Source organism: Yoonia sp. 2307UL14-13 (genome assembly GCF_037572755.1).
GTDB lineage: Bacteria > Pseudomonadota > Alphaproteobacteria > Rhodobacterales > Rhodobacteraceae > Yoonia.
On record NZ_JBBIFZ010000005.1, the window covers coordinates 1 to 20,206 of the forward strand.

Below are 20,206 nucleotides of genomic sequence, written 5' to 3' on the forward strand. Positions count from 1 at the left end.
GCTGCCCGCAGGCACCGAAATGGTGATGCCGGGCGACAACCTGAAGTTCAACGTCGAACTGATCGCGCCGATCGCGATGGAAGACGGCCTGCGCTTCGCCATCCGTGAAGGTGGCCGGACTGTCGGTGCGGGCGTGGTGTCCAAAATCGTCGAGTAATCACGGGGCGGCTTGCGGTCATTGACCGCAAACGCACCGCGCGGGTGGGACGGGCCTTTCTGCGAAAGCCCCTGAGAACCCGCACCCTCTCCGATCTGGGTGCCAGTGAGTGGCAGGCGTTTGCGCAGCAAATGCCGAGAACTCACTCGGTAGCCCTTCCCGGCGAGTGGGTTGCACCTACCCTACGTAGGGTGGGTAGAACCCACCAAACCGCGAAACAGACAAAGGCCGCTCCTTATAGGGGCGGCCTTTTGCGTGCGAGGCATGCCCCGATAGCCCGTAACGTTTACGCATCAGAACTAAGGGCAGTGCCCGACCGCGGGCGTCGCGCTGAAAGCGCCCGCCCAGGGGGGCGGTCGGGCGCTGCCCGGTGGTGCCCACCGGGCGGGAGGTCTACTGTCTGTTCTTTGAGACTTTCAGGACGATGCTCTTTTGCGGCAAAGTTCTGCTTAAATACACGGTTTGTTCATTTGGAGTTTCTAAAATGCGCATTATGTATATTGACGTTAAAATGTACATAATGTACAAAATTGGCAGCTGCTCGGTTGGGGCCTAGATGGGTCCAACCAAGGACGCCTTCAGCTAGATGGAAAGAGAGATGCAAGGAGCTACAAAAACGCCCATCAAATACTCTGCGACTGAGGCGCGCGCTAAAATATCGGATATTCTTGATGCTGCATATTTTGGTGAGCGGGTAGTAATCACCAAGCGAGACAGAAAAGTCGCCGTCGTATCGATGGAGTTTCTGGATCGCGTGGACAAGCTACTAGAAGCAGAGGCAGAACTCGAAGCCGAGGCAGCGAAAGCAGCCTTGAGTGAGTTTCAACAAAAGGGAGGAAAGACGATGGATGAACTAGAAAGAGAGCTAGACGTGGACTAGCCGACGCAATGATCGGAGGAGCAGTTGCAAAAAGAAGTCATAGTCGCGCCCAATGCTGAGCGCGAACTAAAGAAGATAAACAAATCTGACCGTACGAAAATTTGGGCTGACCTCAAAAAATGGCGATCAGGCGAGTTAAAGCTAGATGTCGAGAAGATCAAATCGGCACCTGATTTCTATCGTCTACGTATCGGTAGCTACCGACTGGTTTACTACCCGCTTTCATCAGAGCGGGTAGTTTTGCTTTTGATAAGAGATCGTAAGAATGCCTATCGCGGCGTAGGTGATCTGCATGAGAAGCTCGATACGGCTCTCCGAAAACTAAGAATCGCCTAACCGGGAATTCATCTACTTAAACTGCTACATTCCGTAGCAGACAGCCGATGATCCCCCTTTACACCCCCTTCGACTCCCCCTATACGCCGCTCATCCAAGCCAAGGGTGCGCCATGCGCGCCCTTTATACGTTAGACCAAAGACGCGATGAGGGTGCCGGATGAGCCGGTATCGTCCAATCCGATCTTCACCCCAGTATAAGGGGATGACATATGGCCGTTCAAAGCCAGAACATCCGTATCCGCCTGAAGGCGTTTGATTACCGGGTGCTTGATGCAAGCACACAGGAAATCGTCAGCACAGCCAAGCGCACAGGCGCTTCTGTTCGTGGTCCGATCCCGCTTCCGAACAAGATCGAAAAGTTCACCGTTCTGCGTGGTCCCCACGTGGACAAGAAATCCCGCGATCAGTTCGAGATCCGCACGCATAAGCGCCTTCTTGATATCGTGGACCCGACACCGCAGACCGTGGACGCGCTGATGAAGCTCGACCTGGCCGCCGGTGTTGACGTTCAGATTTCCGTATAAGGAGTAGACATCATGCTCCGTACCGGACTTATCGCAAAGAAAGTCGGGATGACCCGGCTGTTCATGGAAGACGGCAAGCAGATCCCTGTCACCGTTCTTTCGCTTGAAAAACTGCAGGTTGTCGCACAGCGCACCGCTGACAAGGACGGCTATGTCGCCGTTCAGCTGGGCGCGGGTGAGGCGAAGGCCAAGCGTACCTCCAAGGCGATGCGCGGTCATTTTGCCGCCGCCAAGGTCGAGCCCAAGCGCAAGGTGGCTGAATTCCGCGTGGCCCCTGAGAACCTGATCAAAGTCGGCGAAGAAATCCTCGCCAATCATTACTTTGAAGGTCAGTATGTGGACGTGTCGGGCACATCCATCGGTAAAGGTTTTGCCGGTGCGATGAAGCGGCACAACTTTGGTGGTCTGCGCGCCTCGCACGGTGTGTCGATTTCGCACCGTTCGCATGGTTCCACCGGTCAGTGTCAGGACCCCGGCAAGGTGTTCAAAGGCAAGAAGATGGCCGGGCATATGGGTGCGGCGAAAGTCACCACCCAGAACCTGCAAGTCGTCAAAACCGACACCGACCGTGGTGTGATCATGGTCAAGGGTGCTGTTCCCGGATCGAAAGGTGGCTGGGTCACGATCAAGGACGCGGTCAAAAAGCCGACACCTGAAAACGTAATCTACCCCGCCGGTCTGAAATCCATGAAGGAAGAAGCCGAGCGTCTGGCCGAAGAAGCCGCCGCCGCAGCCGCCGCTGAAGAGGAAGCCGCCGCAAAGGCCGCTGCCGAGGCGGAACAGGCCGCACTCGAGGCTGCCGAGGCCGAAGAAGCCACCAATGAAGAAGGAGGCGAGAACAATGAAGGCTGATGCCATCAAACTTGACGGCGGCAAAGCCGGTTCCGTCGATCTGAGCGACGACATCTTTGGTCTGGAGCCCCGCAAGGACATCCTGCACCGCGTCGTCCGCTGGCAGCGCAACAAGGCCATGGCTGGTACGCATGACGTGCTGGGCCGGTCCGAAGTGTCGTATTCAACCAAGAAGATCTATCGCCAAAAGGGCACCGGTGGCGCACGTCACGGGTCGCGCGGTGCGCCGATCTTCCGGTCGGGTGGTATCTACAAAGGTCCGACGCCTCGCAGCCACGCCCATGACCTGCCGAAGAAATTCCGCAAGCTGGGACTAAAGCACGCCTTATCCGCGAAAGTCGCAGCGGGTGAGTTGGTTGTCGTGGACAGCATCGATGTGAAAGACGCCAAAACCGGCGCACTGGCCAAACAGGTCGGCGCATTGGGGTGGAAGCGCGCGCTGGTCATCGATGGGGCCGAAGTGAACGAAAACTTCAAGAAGGCCGCCCAAAACATCAAAACACTGGATGTTCTGCCCAGCCAGGGCGCGAACGTCTATGACATCCTGCGGTCGGACACGCTCGTGCTGACCAAAGCAGGCGTCGCAGCACTGGAGGCTCGTTTGTCATGAGCGCGAAAGCAGAACATTACGACGTGATCCGCAAGCCGATCATCACCGAGAAATCCACGATGGCGTCCGAGAATGGCGCCGTTGTGTTCGAGGTGGCGATCGACAGCAATAAGCCGCAGATCAAACAGGCCGTTGAGGCACTGTTTGGCGTGAAGGTGAAAGCGGTCAACACGACGATCACCAAAGGCAAGACCAAACGCTTCCGCGGCCAGTTGGGCAAGCGGAGCGACGTGAAGAAGGCCTACGTGACGCTCGAAGAGGGCAACACGATCGACGTGTCCACCGGTCTTTAAGTTCGGTTTGAGAATGAATACAGGCCCCGGGCGTGACAGCGTCCGGGGCCTTTTCTATGCTGACATGGCAGGAGGCCCGCCCATGTCGCACCCGATCTACAAAATGAGCTTTGCCAGCGTGTACCCGCATTACGTCGCAAAGGCCGAAAAGAAGGACCGGACCAAGCGCCAAGTGGATGATCTGATCTGTTGGCTGACCGGCTATGATGCGGATGGGTTGGAAGAGGCACTGGCGGATGAGCGGGACTTTGAAGCCTTCTTTGCGCAGGCCCCTGCGATGAACCCTAACCGCAAACTGATCAAAGGGGTTGTTTGCGGCGTTCGGGTGGAAGAGATCGCCGAGCCCCTGATGCAGGAGATCCGGTATCTGGACAAACTGATCGATGAACTGGCGCGCGGGAAGAAGTTCGAGAACATCAAAAGGTGAGATGCACGTCAGCTGCGCTGCCGTCCCAGCCACAGGAAGATGAGTGCGAGCGTTGCCGGTACGGACTGCACGACCAGGATGCGTGTCGATACCGTTGCCGCACCGAAGATACCGGCGATCAGCACGAATAACAGAAAACATGTTGCGACGTTTTGCTGCCAGGATCGATCCTTGATCAGCAATGCCCAGATCAAACCCGCGGCGAGAAAGGCGTTGTAGAGCCCGTGGTTAGCGGCCATCGGGACGGTAGGTTCGAAAAGCTCTGGCGGGAGGCTGGCGAACACAACGGGGCCGCGCGTTTCCCAGGCGAATATCTCAAAATAGGCGATGTAGATGTGGACCGCCGCGATGAGGGCGACGAGGATAAGGCCGATGATGCGCATAACGTCCTCCGTGCTGGTGAAGGCTAGTTGGTTTTGCACGGTCGGACAACGCGCCGGAAAGGTATCGTTATCTTTCGGCGATTTTGCCCGGCGCCGGTTGTCAGATCGAATGAGTTCCGCAACACTGGCGTTGTCTGGCTGGCAGGGGATATCGGCGCATGAAGGTCAATGGAACGCATTATCGCTCGCTTTGGTGGGATGACGTCAAGGGCGCGTTGCAGATCATCGATCAACGCTGGCTGCCGCATGATTTTCGGGTGCAGTCGGTCGAGACGCTTGAGGATTACGCCGCTGCGATTGTCGAGATGCGGGTGCGGGGCGCACCGCTGATCGGAGCGACAGCGGCGTATGGTATGGCGTTGGCGGTGGCGGATGATCCGACGGATGCCAATATGGACCGGACGTGGGAGTATCTGCATGCGACGCGCCCGACGGCGATAAATTTGCGTTGGGCGTTGGATCGCTGTCGGGCTGCGCTGGCGCCGCTGGCAGAGGCTGATCGGGCGGGAGCAGCATTGCGATTGGCCCATGAGATTGCCGATGAGGATGTCGAGATCAACCGCATGATTGGTGTGCACGGGTTGTCTTTGATCCAAGAGATCGCGGCGAAGAAACCGGCGGGTGAGCCGGTGCGCCTGTTGACCCATTGCAACGCTGGCTGGATCGCCACCGTTGATTGGGGCACCGCGACCAGCCCGATGTATCAGGCCCATAACAAAGGAATTCCGCTGCATGTCTGGGTGGATGAGACACGGCCCCGCAATCAGGGGGCGCTGACGTCGTGGGAGCTTGGGTCGCATGGGATCCCGCATACCTACATCACCGACAATGCCGGCGGGCATCTGATGCAGCATGGGCAGGTGGATCTGGTGATCACCGGGACGGATCGGACAACCCGTCGGGGCGATGTTTGCAACAAGATCGGGACATATCTGAAGGCGCTGGCGGCGCAGGATAATGGCGTGCCGTTCTATGTGGCGCTACCATCCCCAACGATTGACTGGACGGTCTCGGACGGCGTGGCAGAAATCCCGATCGAGGAGCGTGATGCGCAGGAGGTGACGCATATTCAGGGGCGGAACGATGGTGAGATTGGCGTGGTTCAGGTCACGCCGGATGGCACACCGGGCGGCAACCCGGCATTTGATGTGACGCCGAACCATCTTGTCACCGGCCTGATCACCGAACGCGGCATCTGCGATGCATCGGAGGCTGGTCTGGCCGCCATGTTCCCCGAAATGGCGCAGGCGGCAGAGTGAGCCTGCCTGACACGACCGCGACACGGCAGGCGATTATTGATGCGTGTCTGTGGATGGGCACGGTTGGGGTCAATCAGGGCACGTCTGGCAACGTGTCGGTGCGTGTGCTGGATGGCATGCTGATCACGCCCTCTGCGGTTGCCTATGCGGCGATGACGCCGGACATGATCTGCAAGGTTCCCCTCGACGGTGGGCCTGATCCAGCGGGCCTGAAACCGTCGACCGAATGGCGCTTTCATCAGGCGATCCTGCAGGCCCGGCCGGATGTGAACGCGGTTGTGCACGCGCATCCGGTCCATGCCACGGCGGTATCGACACATCGCCGTCCGATCCCGGCAGTGCATTACATGATTGCGGCGTTTGGTGGCCCTGACGTACCGGTGACCGATTACGCGCTGTTCGGGAGTGACACGCTCGCGCGGATGGTGGCCGCAGCGTTGGCTGAGCGGGACGGCTGCCTGCTGGCCAATCACGGCGCCGTCACGGTGGCAGAAACGCTGGACCGGGCGCTGTGGCGTATGCAAGAGTTAGAAAACCTCGCCAAAGTGTATACGGTGGCGAAGACTAGTGGGCGACCCGTTTTATTGACGGACGCCGATATTGAAGAGGCTTTGGCCTCATTCGCGGATTACGGCCAGAAATGAGGACTGGCCGGATTGGAAGGGGGAACAGGCGATCCTAAGGCAGGCCGAACATGGCCCAATAATGCGTCGAGAACGAGCAGCATTTCCCAGGGAGGATCAGTATGAATTTAAGACCAGACCCGACGTTTTATGCGTCTCCGAAATTGGCGATGCAAGCGCCAGTCGAGAATTATGCGTTTACCGTGATGCTTAGCCCGGACGGGTCCAAATCGGATGGGCTTGCCGTGGTGGACCTGGACCCGAAATCGGACACTTACGGCCAGATCGTGCATCAGGTGATCGTGCCCAACAAAGGCGACGAATTTCATCATTTCGGCTGGAACGCCTGTTCGTCGTCGCTGTCGCCGCTATCGGGCCACGCTTTCCTTGAACGCCGCTATCTGATCGTGCCGGGCATCCGTTCGTCGCGTATCTATGTGATCGACGTGAAAGAACCGTTGAAGGCCAAAATTCACAAGATCATCGAACCGGAAGAGGTTTTTGCCAAGACCGGCTATTCCCGCCCGCACACCATCCATTGCGGTCCCGAGGGCATCTATGTTTCCACCCTTGGCGGTGGTGGCGAAGATGGCACCGACGGCCCGCCCGGCATCTTCATCATGGATTGCGAGACTTTCGAGATCATCGGCCAGTACGAGATGGATCGTGGTCCGCAGGACAAGCATTACGATTTCTGGTGGAACTTGCCGCAGGATTACATGGTCAGCTCCGAATGGGGGCTGCCGCCGCAATTCGAAAACGGGGTGGTGCCCGAGGATTTGCTGTCGAATAAATACGGCCACTCGATCCACTTCTGGGATTTGCGCAAGCGCAAGAATATCCAGACCATAGATTTCGGTGAGAATTACCAGATGGCGCTGGAAATCCGACCAGCGCATGACCCCAAAAAGTCCTATGGGTTCTGCGGCGTCGTGGTGGACACGACCAACCTGCAGGGAGCGATTTTTACCTGGTGGCGCGGGGATGACGGGACGTGGCAGGCGAAGAAGACAATCACGATCGATCCACGCCCCGAGGATGCGGACAACCTGCCCGAACTGCTGAAAGGCTTTGGCGCCGTACCGCCTTTGGTTACGGATATCGACCTGAGTCTCGATGACAAATATCTTTACGTCGCCTGTTGGGGGCTGGGTGAGATGCATCAGTACGATGTTTCGGACCCGATGAACCCGGTTCTGGCCGGGAAGGTCGAGTTGGGCGGTATTGCCCGAGGGGCAAAGCACCCAAATGGCAAACCGTTTGTCTACGGACCGCAGATGGTCGAGGTCAGCCGCGACGGGAAGCGGGTCTATTGGACCAACTCGCTCTATTCATCATGGGATGATCAGTTCTACCCGGACGATGAAGGCGGGCAGATGGTGATGGCGCGGGTCGGCGACAACGGCGGCTTTGAGCTCGACAAGGATTTCTACATCGACTTCCCCGAAGGATATCGCAGTCACCAGATCAGGCTGGAAGGGGGCGATTGTTCGACCGACAGCTTTTGTTACCCGTCCGCCTAAGTGACGCCCGATCTTGATCTGACGGCCCTTTGGTGGGCCGTCATTGCGGCTGGTTTCTATCATGGGGTGAATCCCGGCATGGGCTGGCCGCTGGCCGTATCCGGCGCGTTGATGGAGCAGCGGGCGAAGGCCCTGCCCAGGGCGCTGGGGTTGCTGGCCGTGGGTCATTTCCTTGCCATGGTCGCGATTCTGCTGCCGTTTTCGCTGCTGTTATTTCTTGTGGCATGGGAGGGCGAAATCCGTATCGCCGCTGGCCTGATCGTCATTGCCATGGGGCTTTATCTGCTGATCAACCGCCGCCACCCGCGCTATTTGGCGCGGGTGCATCCGGCACGGCTGACCCTTTGGTCATTTCTTGCCGCGATGGCCCACGGGGCAGGGCTGATGCTGGTCCCGATCTTCCTGGGCATCTGCGCGGTTGACTCTGCCCAGACAGGGCATGCGGCGGCGGAAGTGCTGATGGGGAACAACGTTATGACGGCGTTTACGGTCGCTTTCGTCCACACGATGGCGATGACCCTTGCTGGCGGTGTCATCGCCGTTGCGATCTATGTCTGGCTGGGCCTGCGGTTCCTGTCGAAGACCTGGCTGAACCTCGATATCGTCTGGGCGCTGAGCCTCGTGCTTGTCGGCGCCTTCGGCATCTGGTCCACGCTTTATGGAAGCCACAACGTCTTGTGATCCCTCGCGCTTGACCCCAAGATGCGCCGAATGAAACGGTGTCGACGGGCAGCATGAACGATATCTGGGAGGGGCTACAGGCGGCGTTCTGGCTGATCGTCACGTTTGACGCAGAGCTTTGGGCGATCAGCCTGCGATCCTTGCAGGTCAGCCTGTCGGCGGTTGTGATTGCGTCGCTTATCGCGATCCCGTTCGGTGCGTTCCTCGCCGTGCAACGGTTCCGGTTTCGGCGTCTGACAATATCCATCATGAACGCGCTGATGGGGTTACCGCCCGTGGTTGTCGGTTTGATGCTCTATATCCTGCTATCGCGGTCAGGCCCGTTCGGGGTGTTGAACCTGTTGTTCACCCCCACAGCCATGATCATCGCGCAGGTCATCATCATCACACCCCTGATCGCGTCTATTGCCCATCAGGCGATGCGCGAATTGTGGGCAGAGTATCATGACCTGCTGATTTCCATGAACACGACGAAATGGCAGCGGATCAGGACATTGGTCTGGGACGGGCGACGGGCCTTGCTGACGGCTGCGCTGGCCGGTTTCGGGCGGGCGATCGGCGAGGTCGGGGCGATCATGATCGTGGGCGGCAATATCGACAATGCAACCCGTGTGCTAACGACGGCCATCGCGCTGGAAACAGGCAAAGGTGATTTCGCGTTGGCGTTGGGTCTTGGATTTGTGCTGATCGGTTTGGCGCTGGCGGTGAACATCGCCATCCACTCGTTGTCGCGGACAGAACAAGAGGGGCGCTGGTGATGTTTCCGTTGGTGGTGAAAGATTGCGGCGTGCGCAGACGGGATAAACAGGTGCTGGGGCCTGTCGATCTGACGTTGGATGAAGGCGGTCCAACCATGATCGTCGGACCAAACGGTTCAGGCAAGACGACGTTGTTACGGGTGATGCATGGAATCGAAAGGATCAGCGACGGTGCGGTGCAGTGGCACGACGACGATCCGAAACGGCGCGCTTTTGTCTTTCAGTCCCCGATCGTTCTCCGCCGCTCGGTGACCGAAAACCTGATGTTTCCGCTGTTGTTGTCGGGTGTGGGGAAGGTTTTCGCTTTGGAAGACGCAAGGCGCTGGTTGGACAGGATCGGTTTGCATGATTGGGCCGATGGCGCGGCGAACAGGCTATCGGGGGGCGAGCGGCAGAAGCTGGCCATCGCGCGGGCGCTGATCACCGACCCGGCGGTTCTTTTCCTTGATGAGCCGACGGCGAACCTGGATGGTCAATCCACGCGCGAGATCGAGGCATTGCTGCAGGAAAGTGCCGCTGCCGGCACCCGGTTGATCATGGCGACCCACGATATGGGACAGGCGCGACGGTTGGCGGCAGAGGTCGTGTTCATGCTGTCGGGCAAGGTGCATGAGAGCGGGCCGTCACCGCGGGTGTTCGATCGCCCCGTGACCCCGGAACTTGCCGCGTTTTTGAAAGGAGATATCGTCGGATGAAATTTTTGGGTTCGTTTATTGTCGCCCTTTGGTTGGGTACGTCGGCGCTGGCGGATGATATGCGGCTGGCGGTGACGACGTCTTTCGAAAATTCCGGTCTGGCCGACGTTCTGTTGCCTGCGATCAAAGATGATCTGGATATCGATGTGCAGTTGCTGGTGGTCGGCACCGGGCAGGCTTTGCGTTTGGGTGAAGCGGGCGATGTCGATGCGATCCTCGTCCATTCCCGCGCGGCCGAGGAGGCGTTTGTCGATGCGGGTTACGGCACCCACCGGCGCGAGATCATGTACAATGATTTTGTCATGATCGGCCCAGCTGATGATCCCGCGCGGATCGCGGATGCGACGGCGGTGACTGCAGCCGCGCAAAGCATTGCGACCGTACAGGCCGGTTTCGTCAGCCGCGGTGACGACAGCGGGACCCACAAAGCGGAACTGCGCATCTGGGCCGACGCAGGGCTGAACGTCGATGATTTCGGCCCCTGGTACAATGCCGTCGGTGCCGGGATGGGGGCGGCGTTGAACACCGCGGTGGGTCTCGATGCCTATATCCTGGCCGATCGCGCCAGTTGGCTGAATTTCGGGAACAAGGGTGGCCTGGCCCTGCTGTTCGCAGGTGACCCGGCCCTCTTCAATCAATATGCCTATCTTCCCATCAACCCGGAACGACATCCGCATGTCAGCCATGATCTGGCGTTACGGCTGGAAACCTGGCTGACCGGGGAGAGGGCCGCCGGGTTGATCAACGATTATAAGATCAATGGCGAGCCGCTTTTTGTTTTCAACGCACAGTAACAACGCCCCGCGCCGGGGAGAGGCAGCGCGGGGCGCGTGGTGTGCCAAAGGGTTAGTGACCCTTGGCGCGTTGGATGCCCAATTCGAGGATCGGATCGTCGATCAGGCCATGCATCGCCGTATCGCCGAAAATCATTGTCTCGGTCTCGACATCGGGTTCACCCTGAAAGACCGGTCTTAGCCGATAGGCGCGACCGCCGTCTTGGCAACTACGCGGATCTTCGAAATTGACGACGCCTTCAAAGCAGACCGTGAAGAGAAGGTCACGTTCGGCTTGCCCGACCTCGTTAAGGTTGAATTTGATCAATGGCTCCCGATCCAGAATACGCGCGATACGAGCGACATACCGCACGACAAACTGATCGGAGAGTGTCGAATATAAAGGATCATCTTTTGTGAGCTTCATCATATGTTCCTATGTCGGATCACCCATCCGGTTTGCAATCTCACCCCTTACCAAGCACAAAGGTCACAGCAACAACGCGCCCTTTGCGCAGGGAAAAGAGTTACTCGTTAATCGCGGCGGCACCAAAATATGGCAGCACCGCGTATACTGGCGGAAGCTGTGGCGGGGATTGAAACAGCAAGTCGATCAACGTTCGGGACGATTGCTGACCGATCCAATTCTGGAAGGTTAACACCACTCACACCTAAAGCCGTTCCAAGGAAACCGGATGTCAGCGCCTTAATGAGACTGATCCGACTTACACGTGTTATTCGCGTTTGCTCCCCACCACAGTTCCTGCAACCTTTATGCATTTTGTGTGTGAACGGGGCGTCAGGTGAACGTCAGGATTTGGTGAAAAAGGTGTGAAAACGGATCAGAAGCCAAGTTTTTTCAGCTCAGCGGCAATGGCCCGGTGTTGGGATCGATCCGCAAAGAAGGTGGGTGATCGCCATGTCTGCGCCGTTAGACGCGGATCGAGCACACGCAGGGTTTCCGCCGCTTCCTCTGCCTGCGGCATGCGACCGTAGCGTAAGCAGTGGACGGCCTTGACCATCAACGCGCGTTGGTTTTTGGCGTCTCTCGCCAGAATGCCCTCTGCCGTTTCAAGCGCCGCAGGGTCTTTGACGATCAGCAATGACATGGCGAGGTTCGTGTTGATCCACGCCGGTGGATATTCGGAGAGGGTGAGTGCGTGACGATGGATTTTGATGCCCTCGTCGTTCCGACCACAGTAATCCAGGATCGCGCCCATGCAGCCGTTGAATTCCGGGCTTTCCGGCGCCTCATTCACGACGTCTTCCATGATACCAAGACCCGAGGTGAATTGCTGTTCAGCGCAGGCGGCAAATGCCGTCAGGGCGCACACCCAAAGATTTTCACCGTCGGTTTTAACCAGTGAGGTGGCGATGTTTTGTACCTCTCGCAATACTTCATCGGTACGGTCGAGCCAGCAGTTGCGCAGACCGTCAAGATAACTGAAGGCGAGACCGACCCGAGCCGCGAGGAAATCAGGCGTGATCGACAACGCCTCTTTGTAATAGGCGATCGTCGGGTTGAGCCTTCGTCGACCGCCCAGTTGATCCAATGACCGGGCGCGCTGATAGAGTTCCCATGCGCGTGTCGGCACTGTCTCAATCTGTCTAAAACCCGCCTGGCTGCTGTCATTCAGAACGGACTGGACCGCTTCGACAATGTTGCGCGCTACCTGTTCTTGCGCGTCGAAATGGGCCGCCGAAGGGACATCATATTTCTCTGTCCAGACGATGGCGCGGCTTTCCTGACGGATCAACTGGACGGTGATACGAAAGCCATTTCCCTGGCGTACCGTGCCGGTCAGGGTGTAGTCGGCCTGTTGATCCTCGTCTGGGCCACGATGCGCCAGTTCGTACATGTCCGATATTGCCCCGAACATCGAGACGATTTCGGAAACGACCCCAGCGGCAAGGTGACCGACTGTGTCGTCGCCAATGGTTGCAAAGTCGGCCAGCAGAATGCGCGGCGTCCAGCGGCGTAGTGTGGATTTACTCTTTTGAATGGCGGGCGCGGACGGTGGCGTATCTTCAGTCTTCAGTCGATCGTACCAATGTGCACGTTCTTCACTAAGCCACTCTTCGAAGGCCGGATCGTCCATATCGAAGCCTTCGAGAAGTTCATAGTGCGCCGGGGGTTTTCGGGCTTGGACGTCTATGGAAACTTGGCGAAGATTCAGCGAAATGTCGTCACCGCCCGTTTCGACGAAGTCGCAAGCCGCTACGTCAAGATGCTTCCGCAATTCGCTGAGAAGCTGACGCAAGCTTGCGCGACCTTGTTTCTGGGCCTTTTCGCTCCAAAGTCGGTCTTGTAGCCATGCCCGTGATCGTCGTCCTTGCGGCGCAAGCGCTAGCATCGCCACTAGCGCCCGCGCCTTTTTGCTATTGGGCGTAATGTCGCGCCCCCCGGGGGACGTGATGGAGAATGGTCCAAACAGGGTGATCGCTGTTTGCCCATCCGGAGGGAAGTCCTGGTTGTCGCCGGTGTTCGGATCTTTTTCGTCAATGATCATCTAATTCACGCGAACTCCGGCAGATTGATTTATTTCTGACAGGTCGAAAAGACGATATTCCCAAAAGCTTCTTCGACGATGCCGTTGAGATCGGTCAAAGGTTCGCCATCATCGCCAACTTGGGGTTTGCCGTCCTTCAGCACCAGCTTGGACGACAAATCGGGAACGACCACATTCACGACCCGGACTTCGTTGCCGCCATCTTTGGTTGTCAATGTGCGATCAAAGTGAAATTGCACATAGGTCATTTCCTTGCCGCTGGATGCTGCTAGCGCTCGTTTAGATTGCTCGGCGGCGGCTTCGACGGATTCGTCAAATGCAAAGCCACCTTCAAGATCGGCGCAGAACTCCTCCGTCAACGCGACGCCCTCGCCTCGTTTGATCGGGGTATCTTTGCCACTCGACTTGGGGTCGAATTTCTCTTCCTGCGCAGCGCCTAGACCACCTGCGGCCACCCGAGCGGCGAGGCGACGCACCCAGGCGCCAACTTCACGTTGAATATTTCTGACCTTTATACCAAAACGTGCCATGCTTTGTCCTATGCTTTCAAAGTGTGAATGCCGTAACATTGCGGGTGCATTGCCCTTAGGTCAATGGTGACAAACGACAAAATAACGTCTGCGGCTTTGGCAGCAGCGATGTCCGGCGGCCTGTTTTCGAAGCCTCACTTCCCTTTCTTGCCATCTAGGTTTCCGATGGTGATCGCTGTTTCTTCGATCAAGCTGTCCAAGGGCTGTGCCGCGCCAGACGGTGCTTCGCATCGCGTTGCCGCGGGGGCTGGTCTGACGCCGGAGATCGCCGCTTTTCACGCCATGTGCGAAGCTGCCGAGCGTTATGCGCTGCAGTTTCAGGAGGGCAGGACTGGTTCGGTTGATCCAATCAGAACGGTCGGCGGCGATCCCACGCCGTGGATGATCGAGACGCTTTGCCTGGGGCATCCAGAGCATCCTGTGGACTCGAAGGGCTGCGCCACGGGTGAAAGCCTTGCCGATGCGACCGATCGGGCGGCGTTGGAATTAATCGAAAATCTGTTGGTGCCTGATATCGTGTCATCCGCGCCGGATACGGTCAACGTCGACCCGGTCACCATCCCGATGCTTGCGCCGCTGGTGGATTATCTGCGGGCCCGTCTCCGCCATATCACGCTGGAGGTATTAACCTCGCCCCTTGGTTTTTGTGTTTGCCGTGTGATCCTGGCCGATCCCGATGGCGGGCGTCCGACCTTTGGGCGCGCGGCTGGTCTTGATATCGTTGATGCGGTTTTGAAGGCCGCGCACGAGGCCGTCCTGTCCTGGCGCAATATGATCGAGCTGGAGCGGAACGGCGTGCCATTGAATGATCCCGATCCGCTGGTGGCCGCGTATCGTGGTGTGACCAAGGTTGCCCCGCCGGATGCGGTCGTTTTATCGGATATGCCCGAATTGCCAGCGGCCACGATGTCGCCACTGGAGATGTTGGCCGAAACCGTATCGCGACCGGCCCATGCGTTCGACATGTCGGTCCCTGAAATCGCGATGCCGGTTGTGAGGGTTGTCGTCTAGTTGCCGTGCACCGCAAACATGTTCAGATCAGCCTCTTGTGAGACGATAACCCGGTAGCTTTCTTTCAAACCTGCCTCGGTCAGTTCTCGCGCGACGGTCAGTACCGTGTTCGGGTCGTGGTCGGCGCACAGGTCGCACATCTGCCGCAGCTCTTCCTGCGCGGTCGGCCGTGCGGCGTCCATGGATGGCGCGCCGTAGATGTCGACGAAATGCTGTGCCAGATCGTCTGTCAGTTTTTCCAGCTCCGCCGGTTCGATCTGCGTGACGGCGACGAAGGTGACCCTGCCGAATGTCTCGACCCCCAGCCAGCCGTTGGTAAAAGCCTGCTGCGCCTTGCCGGTCAGATCACCTTCCGTCCAGTTCGAGAATTCGAAACCACCCGAAATGCACCATTCACCCGTGCGGGCGGGTGCATGAAACACGCGCGTGTCGCTTTCATCGAAATGGATCGCACGGGCGAGGTTCATGATGGTCGGGGCTCCAGTATTGTTGTCAGCGCGATCAGGTGCATGGTTTCGTCGTCATTGATGAGCATCCCAAAATGCTCATCCACGCCGACGAATATGCCGGATTTTCCCTGCATTTCAATGGGTGCGTCAATGCCGTGGACAAGGCCGCACCATTCGCGGTGAATGGCGGCGGCACCTTTGTCTGACCAGGTATTGATCGACACGAGCGTATGTCGTGCCCAGGCCGCGATCAGCCCGGCGGGGTCCAGACCGACGCAGCCTTCGGCGAAAAGCGCGGTCCGGTCAGGTGTCGATCCGGGGTCGTCGGTTTCGGGCCAGAGGTTGACGTGCAAACCCACGACCAGCCAATTTGGGATACTGTCGGCGTCCAAAGTGGCGCTGGCGACACTCAGCCTTCCGCAGGATGCGCCGTTGACCCGGATACCGCCCGCCCACTCCAGATGAACGGCGACCTCGGGCGGTGCCAGCGCACCGAGCGCATTCTGAAACCCCACCCCGCAGATGGGGTGCATGATCATCGCCTCTGCCAACGGGACATCGGGGGCAAAGACGATAGCCGCCTGTAGATTGGTTTGTCCGATGTCATAGGTGATCAGGCCGGCATCGCACCCTTCGTCCGCGCGCGCACAGGCAACTTCGAAAGGGTCATCGGCCGGTGTGCCGGTGAAAAGCGGCGGAAAATCGGGCATGGTCATGCGCCCCAAGACGCTATGAGGGCTTGGGCGATATCGCGGAAGGCTTTGGACTGTGCAGAATCCGGTTTCGCGATGACGACCGGTGCGCCGCTATCGGCGGCTTGCCGTATGTCCAGATGCAGTGGAATTTCCGCCAGCAGCGGCACACCCAGTTTTTCCGCCTCATGCGCGACGCCGCCATGGCCGAATACGTGTTCCTCGTATCCGCAGGCGGAACAGATATGGGTGCTCATATTCTCGATCATGCCGAGGATCGGGGTTTTCATCTGGTTGAACATGTCGATCCCCTTGCGCGCGTCCAAAAGGGCGATGTCCTGCGGCGTCGATACAATGATGGCCCCGTCCAGATGCGCCTTTTGCGCCAGCGTCATCTGCACGTCGCCCGTACCGGGCGGCAGATCGACGATCAGTACGTCAAGCGCGCCCCACTGCACCTGCGTCAGCATCTGCTGCAACGCGCCCATCAGCATTGGGCCGCGCCAGACGACGGCCTGATCTTCGTTGGTCATCAGCCCGATCGACATCATCGTGACGCCGAAATTGCGCAATGGCAGGATCAGCTTGCCGTCCGGGCTTTGCGGGCGTCCCGAAACACCGAGCATACGCGGTTGGGACGGGCCATAGACATCGGCATCAAGTAGGCCGACACGTTGTCCTTCGGCGGCGAGGGCACAGGCGAGGTTCGCTGCAATCGTCGATTTGCCGACCCCGCCCTTGCCCGAGGCGATGGCGATGATCCTATCGATCCCGGCGATCTTTTCCGGACCAGATGACGGCTGTGATTTTGGCCTGAGGTCTGGCGGCGCGGCTTGGGTCTTGTGCGCCGTCATGATGATGTTGACATCGCTGGCCCCAAGTGCGCGCAGCTTTTCCTCCGCCTGCTCCTTGATCGGCAGGTAGGGTTCGGGTTGCGCGACATCCATGACAAAGCGGACGGACCCGCCATCGACCTGCAGCGCACGGACAAGGCCGGCGCTGACGATATCGGTACCTTGTGGATCGTTGATTTTTTTCAGGCAATCAAGGACCTGATCTCGGGTCATGGTCACCTAGGGGCCTTCAATCTTGCCGGTCACGACGTGTTCTAGATCGACACCGTCGATCGTCAGCACGACCTTTGCGTCAAAACTCTTGCCCGACGTATCGCCCGCATTGCGCATCGCCTCTTCGATCGCTCGCTGCGAGGTGACGCCGACCTGTTTCAGAAACTTGCGCATCGACATGTTGAAGTCGTCGCTCATCATCAAATCCTCCCCGTATTGACGAACCGAGCCTAGCGCGCCTAGGCTGACATGCAACCTGACGCCTTGGGGGAGCCGTCGGAATGTTGCGATCCTTCGTTTTTCTTTTGGCGTTGCTGTCCAGCCCGGTCTGGGCGGACGACAAGCGATTTACGCTGCACGTGCCCGATGCGCTGGGCGAAACGGGCCTGATGCAACACCTGTTGCCGCGGTTTTCATTGAAAACCGGGATCCAAATCGCGGCGGCTGAGGGCAGCGTGGATGCCACCTTTGGCGAAGCGGGCGTTCCAGTGCTGCGTCATGGGGCGCTGATATGGTCTTTGGATACATCAGATGATCCGGACGCCGCTGCGTTCCGCGACTGGCTGCAATCCGAGGTCGGACACCGGACGATCGATGCGTTTGGTGAGGATTTCAGCGGGATCGCCGCTGTCGCCAATGTTTCCTTTGGTCCGGGACCAAGTGGCAATGCGGAGATGGGTGAAGATATCAGTCTTGCGCAATGTGGCCGCTGCCATGTTGTCAATGATACGAACCGCATGAATGCGATTGGTTCGACCCCGTCATTCGCGTTGATGCGGACCTTTCCCGATTGGGAGGGACGGTTTCAGCGGTTCTTCCTGCTCAAACCGCACGCGGCCTTTACACAGGTCGCGGGCGTGACCGATCCATTTGCGGATAACCTGCCGTCGCCTATCGCGCCGGTAAAAGTCACGCTGGACGAGATCGACGCGATCGTCGCATATGTCGCGTTGATACGCCCCGCCGACCTAGGTGCGCCCATCCAGTCTCAGTGATCTTTGCGCTTCGACAGGTAGTCATCGGTCGTGCGTGGCCGGGGCGGCGTGCCCCCTTGAAAAGGGTTGTCGGTTGAATGGAATTGCGCCTGGACCCGGCAGTTGTCGCACATCTGGATCAGGTTGGCGGCCTCATTGCTGGCGAACATGGCGTGTTTGCCAGCCAGTTTTTCCATGATCTTCTCGACCGTGGATTTGACCCCGAACAGCGCCCCGCAAGAGATGCAGGCAAAAGGTTCTTCTTCATGCAGCACCTCCTGCGACAATGCGGCATCGGTCAGGTTCAGACGCGGGGTTAGCGTGATCGCGTCTTCGGGGCAAATATTCCGACAAAGTCCGCATTGCAGGCAGGCATCCTCCTGAAAGCGTAGCTGTGGTTGGTCGGGATTGTCGGCCAGGGCCCCGGACGGGCAGAGTGAAACACAGGACAGGCAGAGCGTGCAGGCGTCGGTGTCGACCACGACAGCGCCGTAAGGGGCACCATCGGAAAGTGTGATGGTCTCGGTATCCGGGTTCAGCGTTTTGGCTGCAAGACGGGTGACTTGTCGCCGCGTCCCGATGGGCAAGATGGGTTCGACGTCCGCCTGAAGCGGTTCGGTGGATAGCGCATCGCCAAGGGCATCAGGATCGGCGGGGTCGATCAACGAGACAGTGCCCTGACCGGCGATCGCATTGGCCAGTTCCGCCTGCGCGGCGATCACATCTCGATCCGCCTTCGGGCCGATCAGGATATCGACATGCGCGAAGCCGCTGGCAAGCGCAGCCAGCATTTCGGCATGGCCGAATTGAGCCATAGCGGTCAGTTCGAACGGAATGACGTCCGCGGGAAGTCCCCGCCCGAAGCGGGCGAACAGCGCGATCATCTCGCGCCCATAGTCGTCATCATGCATCAAAAGGCGAGGGCTTTTACCGCCCGCCTTGCGATATGTGCGTGCCAGAATGTCCAGCCGTTTGAACACCACATCGACCGACGGGGCATCATAGCTGATCGCGGCAGAGGGGCAGACCGCCGCACATGCGCCGCAGCCCGCGCAAATCATCGGGTCGACAGTCACGTGCTCTCCTGCCGGGGTGATCGCGCCGGTCGGGCAGACATTCAGACACCGACTGCAGGCGGGCTGTTCAGCGCGGCTATGGGCGCAAAGGGTCGGTTCCAGCCGTACATAAAGCGGCTTTTCGAACGTTCCGATCATTTGGGCCGCGTCGAAGGTCGCCTTGGCGACGGCAGTTGGATGGGCGGGGTCGGCCCGTATATAGCCATCGCGTTTTTCATGGGCCGGGAACAACGGGGTAGCGCCGGAGAGGTCGAAGATGATGTCGCATTCGGATGTCTGGCCGTCTGTTGCCGGGCCAAGAGCAAAAGCACCCCGGCCGGCGGGAAGCAGTTGCTGAAGCCGGTCGAAGGTTGTTCTGAAGTGGCCAAGCGCACCCGAGGCGCGGCGCAGTTTGCCGACCACGACGTCAAAACTGCGGTCAGTCGGGATATGCTCTGCCGAAGACACCAGCACCGTGACGGCCAATGTGTCGCACAGTTGCGCGGCGACCTCGACCGCTGTCGCGCCACCTATGATCAGGCAGGTGCCTTCCGAGACGACGTCGATCGATTTCTCCGGCGGTATGGACAAGGCCGCCTCGGCGGCGAGGGCGGCCATTTTGGCGGGGGCAGGGGCCGCACCCCAACCCGCCCGGTCGCGTAGATCTACGAAACCGGGTAAGGCATGCCCCAGATCGTTGGCCAGCTCTTCGAAAAGGTGGCGTTCCTGCTGGCAGGCGATCATTGCGTCACCGGCCGCGATTTCGCGCGCGGCGTCTTCGGTTTGGTGCATGCAAAGACCAGTGTAGACCCGTGAACATGTCAAGCCGCTGGCTTGCGATATGGTTTCTGGCTCCAGCGATTGGCTGCCCGCGCAATCGCAAAGAATGAGCCGTCTTATCATGATCTCGCCCTCCGGTCGGTGCCGCAAAGTGCCGCCGTCACGGTAGGCTATGCGCGACTCTGGCGCGGCGTAAACCAATATTCGGCTTATGGGGTGCGACATTCCTTGCGCTGCGTGTGCGAAGGTATACAGCGCAAAGAGCCCTCCGGCCCGGTCGTAAATCGCTGATTTTGCCGGGGAAATGGAGTGATCTTTCTAGGCTCTGCGCTGCAGCACCACCTTTCGCCATATTGCAACTA

25 protein-coding genes and 1 pseudogene are annotated in these 20,206 nt (G+C 58.8%); 17 read left to right on the forward strand and 9 right to left on the reverse strand.

Translation table 11 applies throughout. The annotated features are described in order from the left end of the window. The 8 genes and pseudogenes from tuf to V8J85_RS13115 all read left to right on the forward strand — a co-directional run. Window positions 1-157 (forward strand): annotated as a pseudogene (gene tuf, locus V8J85_RS13080) (elongation factor Tu); the annotation flags it as partial. Between the two features lie 586 nt (window positions 158-743). Further along, window positions 744-1,037 (forward strand): type II toxin-antitoxin system prevent-host-death family antitoxin, encoded by a 294-nt coding sequence (locus tag V8J85_RS13085; RefSeq protein ID WP_339954200.1) that lies wholly within the window; start codon window positions 744-746, stop codon window positions 1,035-1,037. A 24-nt stretch (window positions 1,038-1,061) separates the two neighbouring features. Then, on the forward strand, window positions 1,062-1,373 hold the full coding sequence (locus V8J85_RS13090; RefSeq protein ID WP_339954201.1) for a type II toxin-antitoxin system RelE family toxin: 312 nt from the start codon (window positions 1,062-1,064) through the stop codon (window positions 1,371-1,373). Window positions 1,374-1,584: 211 nt separating this feature from the next. Continuing rightward, on the forward strand, window positions 1,585-1,899 hold the full coding sequence (rpsJ, locus tag V8J85_RS13095) for a 30S ribosomal protein S10 (protein WP_339954202.1): 315 nt from the start codon (window positions 1,585-1,587) through the stop codon (window positions 1,897-1,899). A gap of 12 nt (window positions 1,900-1,911) precedes the next feature. Further along, window positions 1,912-2,751 carry a 50S ribosomal protein L3 gene (rplC, locus tag V8J85_RS13100; RefSeq protein WP_339954203.1) on the forward strand — a complete coding sequence of 280 codons (840 nt, stop codon included), beginning with the start codon at window positions 1,912-1,914 and terminating at the stop codon, window positions 2,749-2,751. Beyond that, window positions 2,741-3,361 carry a 50S ribosomal protein L4 gene (gene rplD, locus V8J85_RS13105; protein ID WP_339954204.1) on the forward strand — a complete coding sequence of 207 codons (621 nt, stop codon included), beginning with the start codon at window positions 2,741-2,743 and terminating at the stop codon, window positions 3,359-3,361. The genes rplC and rplD overlap by 11 nt, the downstream gene beginning before the upstream one ends. Next, window positions 3,358-3,654, forward strand: a complete 297-nt coding sequence (locus V8J85_RS13110; RefSeq protein ID WP_339954205.1) for a 50S ribosomal protein L23 — start codon at window positions 3,358-3,360, stop codon at window positions 3,652-3,654. Before rplD ends, V8J85_RS13110 begins: the two co-directional genes overlap by 4 nt. Before the next feature lie 82 nt (window positions 3,655-3,736). Next, window positions 3,737-4,081, forward strand: a complete 345-nt coding sequence (locus tag V8J85_RS13115) for a DUF2200 domain-containing protein (protein WP_339954206.1) — start codon at window positions 3,737-3,739, stop codon at window positions 4,079-4,081. Window positions 4,082-4,089: 8 nt separating this feature from the next. Here the strand turns inward: V8J85_RS13115 and V8J85_RS13120 are convergent, their stop codons facing one another. After that, a complete protein-coding gene (locus V8J85_RS13120; protein ID WP_339954207.1) occupies window positions 4,090-4,464 on the reverse strand; it encodes a DUF1304 domain-containing protein in 375 nt (124 codons plus the stop codon). Window positions 4,465-4,622: 158 nt separating this feature from the next. Between V8J85_RS13120 and mtnA the strand changes: the two genes are divergently transcribed. From mtnA to V8J85_RS13155, 7 genes are all read left to right on the forward strand, one after another. After that, window positions 4,623-5,723, forward strand: coding sequence for an S-methyl-5-thioribose-1-phosphate isomerase (gene mtnA, locus V8J85_RS13125; RefSeq protein WP_339954208.1), 1,101 nt, complete (start codon window positions 4,623-4,625; stop codon window positions 5,721-5,723). Further along, a complete protein-coding gene (locus V8J85_RS13130) occupies window positions 5,720-6,367 on the forward strand; it encodes a class II aldolase/adducin family protein (protein WP_339954209.1) in 648 nt (215 codons plus the stop codon). The genes mtnA and V8J85_RS13130 overlap by 4 nt, the downstream gene beginning before the upstream one ends. A gap of 101 nt (window positions 6,368-6,468) precedes the next feature. Beyond that, on the forward strand, window positions 6,469-7,869 hold the full coding sequence (locus V8J85_RS13135) for a selenium-binding protein SBP56-related protein (RefSeq protein WP_339954210.1): 1,401 nt from the start codon (window positions 6,469-6,471) through the stop codon (window positions 7,867-7,869). A 78-nt stretch (window positions 7,870-7,947) separates the two neighbouring features. Continuing rightward, a complete protein-coding gene (locus tag V8J85_RS13140) occupies window positions 7,948-8,550 on the forward strand; it encodes a hypothetical protein (RefSeq protein ID WP_445285908.1) in 603 nt (200 codons plus the stop codon). A 53-nt stretch (window positions 8,551-8,603) separates the two neighbouring features. Then, entirely contained in the window at window positions 8,604-9,308 is a 705-nt protein-coding gene (locus tag V8J85_RS13145; RefSeq protein ID WP_339954212.1) for an ABC transporter permease, read from the forward strand. Then, complete coding sequence (locus V8J85_RS13150; protein WP_339954448.1) at window positions 9,308-10,003, forward strand: ABC transporter ATP-binding protein; 696 nt, start codon at window positions 9,308-9,310, stop codon at window positions 10,001-10,003. Before V8J85_RS13145 ends, V8J85_RS13150 begins: the two co-directional genes overlap by 1 nt. Beyond that, a complete protein-coding gene (locus V8J85_RS13155) occupies window positions 10,000-10,797 on the forward strand; it encodes a substrate-binding domain-containing protein (protein WP_339954213.1) in 798 nt (265 codons plus the stop codon). Before V8J85_RS13150 ends, V8J85_RS13155 begins: the two co-directional genes overlap by 4 nt. A gap of 52 nt (window positions 10,798-10,849) precedes the next feature. Here V8J85_RS13155 and V8J85_RS13160 read toward each other — a convergent pair whose 3' ends face one another. The 3 genes from V8J85_RS13160 to V8J85_RS13170 form a co-directional block, all read right to left on the reverse strand. After that, window positions 10,850-11,206 (reverse strand): hypothetical protein, encoded by a 357-nt coding sequence (locus V8J85_RS13160; protein ID WP_339954214.1) that lies wholly within the window; start codon window positions 11,204-11,206, stop codon window positions 10,850-10,852. 412 nt (window positions 11,207-11,618) lie between these two features. After that, window positions 11,619-13,037 carry a hypothetical protein gene (locus V8J85_RS13165; RefSeq protein WP_339954215.1) on the reverse strand — a complete coding sequence of 473 codons (1,419 nt, stop codon included), beginning with the start codon at window positions 13,035-13,037 and terminating at the stop codon, window positions 11,619-11,621. A 278-nt stretch (window positions 13,038-13,315) separates the two neighbouring features. Further along, a complete protein-coding gene (locus V8J85_RS13170) occupies window positions 13,316-13,816 on the reverse strand; it encodes a hypothetical protein (protein WP_339954216.1) in 501 nt (166 codons plus the stop codon). 165 nt (window positions 13,817-13,981) lie between these two features. Between V8J85_RS13170 and V8J85_RS13175 the strand changes: the two genes are divergently transcribed. Continuing rightward, the gene (locus V8J85_RS13175; RefSeq protein WP_445285904.1) at window positions 13,982-14,827 is read left to right on the forward strand and encodes a YcaO-like family protein; all 846 of its coding nucleotides are present in this window, start codon (window positions 13,982-13,984) and stop codon (window positions 14,825-14,827) included. On the opposite strand, the gene V8J85_RS13180 is transcribed toward V8J85_RS13175, so the two are convergent. From V8J85_RS13180 to V8J85_RS13195, 4 genes are read right to left on the reverse strand one after another with little or no spacing between them, the layout of a single operon-like run. Beyond that, on the reverse strand, window positions 14,824-15,294 hold the full coding sequence (locus tag V8J85_RS13180; RefSeq protein ID WP_445285905.1) for a DUF6505 family protein: 471 nt from the start codon (window positions 15,292-15,294) through the stop codon (window positions 14,824-14,826). The two genes, V8J85_RS13175 and V8J85_RS13180, sit on opposite strands and share 4 nt — an antisense overlap. Continuing rightward, window positions 15,291-15,986, reverse strand: coding sequence for a biotin/lipoate--protein ligase family protein (locus V8J85_RS13185; RefSeq protein ID WP_339954217.1), 696 nt, complete (start codon window positions 15,984-15,986; stop codon window positions 15,291-15,293). The genes V8J85_RS13180 and V8J85_RS13185 overlap by 4 nt, the downstream gene beginning before the upstream one ends. A 2-nt stretch (window positions 15,987-15,988) precedes the next feature. After that, window positions 15,989-17,041 carry an Mrp/NBP35 family ATP-binding protein gene (locus V8J85_RS13190; RefSeq protein WP_339954218.1) on the reverse strand — a complete coding sequence of 351 codons (1,053 nt, stop codon included), beginning with the start codon at window positions 17,039-17,041 and terminating at the stop codon, window positions 15,989-15,991. Then, window positions 17,042-17,233, reverse strand: coding sequence for a DUF6494 family protein (locus V8J85_RS13195; protein ID WP_339954449.1), 192 nt, complete (start codon window positions 17,231-17,233; stop codon window positions 17,042-17,044). An 83-nt stretch (window positions 17,234-17,316) separates the two neighbouring features. On the opposite strand from V8J85_RS13195, the gene V8J85_RS13200 reads away from it, so the two are divergent. Then, window positions 17,317-18,030 carry a hypothetical protein gene (locus tag V8J85_RS13200; RefSeq protein WP_339954219.1) on the forward strand — a complete coding sequence of 238 codons (714 nt, stop codon included), beginning with the start codon at window positions 17,317-17,319 and terminating at the stop codon, window positions 18,028-18,030. On the opposite strand, the gene V8J85_RS13205 is transcribed toward V8J85_RS13200, so the two are convergent. Then, complete coding sequence (locus V8J85_RS13205; RefSeq protein WP_339954220.1) at window positions 18,024-19,967, reverse strand: 4Fe-4S binding protein; 1,944 nt, start codon at window positions 19,965-19,967, stop codon at window positions 18,024-18,026. The two genes, V8J85_RS13200 and V8J85_RS13205, sit on opposite strands and share 7 nt — an antisense overlap. Between the last annotated feature and the right edge of the window lie 239 nt (window positions 19,968-20,206).